General features: G+C 45.3%; 1 tRNA gene and 2 rRNA genes. All 3 read right to left on the bottom strand.

The features are described from left to right. Positions 1-2,300, bottom strand: a 23S ribosomal RNA gene (locus OC698_RS02755); the annotation flags it as partial. Between the two features lie 68 nt (positions 2,301-2,368). Then, positions 2,369-2,445: transfer RNA gene (locus OC698_RS02750), tRNA-Ile, on the bottom strand. A 78-nt stretch (positions 2,446-2,523) separates the two neighbouring features. Beyond that, positions 2,524-3,547 (bottom strand): 16S ribosomal RNA (locus tag OC698_RS02745); the annotation flags it as partial.

The following is a 3,547-nucleotide window of genomic DNA, read 5'->3' as shown; positions in this document are numbered from 1 at the left end:
TCTGACCATTTTGAGGGAACCTTTGAACGCCTCCGTTACTTTTTAGGAGGCGACCGCCCCAGTCAAACTGCCCACCAAACACTGTCCCTCATAATCCACTTATGCAGGTTAGAAACTAAAAATCTTAAGAGTGGTATCCCACCGGTGACTCCCTTTAAACTAGCGCCTAAAGTTCTCTGTCTCCCACCTATCCTGTACATAAGATTTCCAATTTCAATATTAAGCTACAGTAAAGCTCCATGGGGTCTTTTCGTCCTGTCGCGGGTAACCGGCATTTTCACCGGTAATTTGATTTCACCGAGACTCTTGTTGAGACAGCGCCCAAATCGTTATGCCTTTCGTGCAGGTCGGAATTTACCCGACAAGGAATTTCGCTACCTTAGGACCGTTATAGTTACGGCCGCCGTTCACTGGGACTTCAATTCAATGCTTTGGGCAAGCCCGAACATCTCCTCTTAATCTTCCAGCACCGGGCAGGCATCAGCCCCTATACATCACCTTACGGTTTAGCAGAGACCTGTGTTTTTGATAAACAGTCGCTTGGGCCTATTCTCTGCGGCTTTTACTTTTTATTATAAAAGCTCTCCTTATCCCGAAGTTACGGAGTCATTTTGCCGAGTTCCTTAACAAGAGTTTTCTCGCGCGTCTTAGTATACTCTACCTTCCCACCTGTGTCGGTTTACGGTACAGGTAAAAAAATCATTAACCCTAGAAGCTTTTCTAGAAAATATGAACGCAGTCACGTTACCCTCAAATCTTATTTTTTGGCAAGTAAGAAGACGGATTTGCCTATCTTCTCAAACTCGATTTTTCGACCCTAATCCAATAAAGGGCGTGCTTGTCCTCTTTTGTCCCTCCATCAGTGATTTTTTTAGTGCAGGAATTTTAGCCTGCTGGTCATCGACTACGCATTTCTGCCTCGCCTTAGTTCCTGACTAACCCAGGGCGGACGACCCTGCCCCTGGAAACCTTGGGTTTTCGACGGATAGAATTCTCATCTATCTTTTCGTTACTTACACCGGCATTCTCACTTCTAACCTCTCCACTACTGCTTCCGCTATAGCTTCTACGATGTTAGAACGCTTCCCCTACCACATATTTCTTAACTATTTCTAGCCGAAACATATCCGTAGCTTCGGTATAATGTTTAGCCCCGTTACATTTTCGGTGCAAAAATATTAGATTAGTGAGCTATTACGCACTCTTTAAAAGATGGCTGCTTCTAAGCCAACTTCCTAATTGTTTTAACGTTTTTACTTCCTTAACCACTTAACATTAATTTAGGGACCTTAGCTGACGGTCTGGGCTCTTTCCCTTTTGACCATGGACCTTATCACCCATCGTCTGACTGCTGGGATACGATTCTTGACATTCGGAGTTTAATTGAGATTGGTACCCCGAGGTGGAGCCCGCACTCATTTAGTGCTCTACCTTCAAGAACTATTAAATACCCAACGCTAGCCCTAAAGCTATTTCGGGGAGAACCAGCTATCTCTGAGTTCGATTGGAATTTCACCTCTAGCCACAAATCATCCAAACACTTTTCAACGTGTCCTGGTTCGGCCCTCCATGACGTGGTCACGTCACTTCAGCCTGTTCATGGCTAGCTCACTTCAGTTTCGGGTCTATGACATACAACTAAACGCCCTATTCAGACTCGCTTTCGCTCCGGCTACGTTCCTTCAAACTTAACCTTGCTCTATATCATAACTCGCCGGTTCATTCTGCAAAAGGCACGCCATCACTCTTAAACGAGCTTTGACTACTTGTAAGCACACAGTTTCAGGATCTATTTCACTCCCCTTCCGGGGTTCTTTTCACCTTTCCCTCACGGTACTAGTTCACTATCGGTCACCAAGGAGTATTTAGCCTTAGGAGATGGTCCTCCTATCTTCCGACAAGATTTCTCGTGTCTCGCCGTACTTAAGGATACTCTAGATTTTAACTTACCTCTACAGGATTTTCACCTTCTAGGATATAGCTTTCCAACTATTTCGAGTTCATTAAAATTTGGTAACTAGTTAATAGTATCCGGCTGTTCCGGGTTCGCTCGTCACTACTACCGGAATCGTTATTACTTTCTGTTCCTACAGTTACTTAGATATTTCAGTTCACTGCGTTCCTTTCAATTAGTTAGTTACCTAACAATTGATACTATAACTGCTTATAGTAGGTTGCCCCATTCGGAAATCCACGGATCTACACTTATTTACAGCTCCCCGTAGCGTATCGCCGTTAATTGCGTCCTTCATCAGCTCTTGGTGCCTAGGCATCCACTGTGCGCTCTTATTTCCTTTAATGTTCCGGAAAAATAACTATTATTTACCTAATTTTCAAAGAATTTGTGTTCTTACGACACCTATAACTCTGGTGGGCCTAAATGGACTTGAACCACCGACCTCACGCTTATCAGGCGTGTGCTCTAACCAACTGAGCTATAGGCCCTTCGTGAAGTCACGAAGAAAAACTTAGTTGCCTAAGTCTTTCAAAACTGAAGATGATTGATTTTATCGGTTTCCTTAGAAAGGAGGTGATCCATCCCCACCTTCCGGTAGGGATACCTTGTTACGACTTAACCCCAATCATCGACCCTACCTTAGACGGCGCCCTCTCGCATAAACGAGTTAGGCTACCGTTTTGGGGTATTGCCAACTTTCGTGGTTTGACGGGCGGTGTGTACAAACCCCGAGAACGTATTCACCGCGACATGCTGATTCGCGATTACTAGCGATTCCAACTTCATGAAGTCGAGTTGCAGACTTCAATCCGGACTGAGACTGTTTTTGGGGATTGGCCAAGAACTTGCGTTTCAGCTACCCTTTGTAACAGCCATTGTATCACGTTTGTAGCCCAGGTCATAAGGGGCATGCTGATTTGACGTGATCCTCACCTTCCTCCAGTTTATCACTGGCAGTCTCGTTAAAGTCCCCACCATAACGTGCTGGCAACTAACGATAAGGGTTTCGCTCGTTTTAGGACTTAACCTAACATCTCACGACACGAGCTGACGACAACCATGCACCACCTGTGTTTCTGATAACCTCCACGATATTACTACCGTTTCGCAAAAACATGTCAAGACCTGGTAAGGTTTTTCGGGTATCTTCGAATTAAACAACATGATCCACCGCTTGTGCGGAGTCCCGTCAATTCCTTTAAGTTTCATACTTGCGTACGTACTACTCAGGCGGAGTACTTAATGTGTTAACTTCAGTACCGGTTTAACCCGACACTTAGTACTCATCGTTTACGGCGTGGACTACCAGGGTATCTAATCCTGTTTGCTCCCCACGCTTTCGTGCCTCAGCGTCAGTTAAGACCCAGCGAGCCGCCTACGCCTCTGGTGTTCCTCCATATATTTACGCATTTTACCGCTACACATGGAATTCCACTCGCCTCTATCTAACTCAAGTTTAGCAGTTTCAATAGCCGGACAACGTTGAGCGTTGCCATTACACCACTGACTTACTAGACCGCCTACGCACCCTTTACGCCCAATAATTCCGGATAACACTTGCCCCTTATGTCTTACCGCGGCTGCTGGCAC

It is taken from the genome of Candidatus Phytoplasma gossypii (assembly GCF_030586975.1).
Classification (GTDB): Bacteria; Bacillota_I; Bacilli_A; order Acholeplasmatales; family Acholeplasmataceae; genus Phytoplasma; species Phytoplasma citri.
This window is presented reverse-complemented; position numbering and strand designations above follow the sequence as displayed.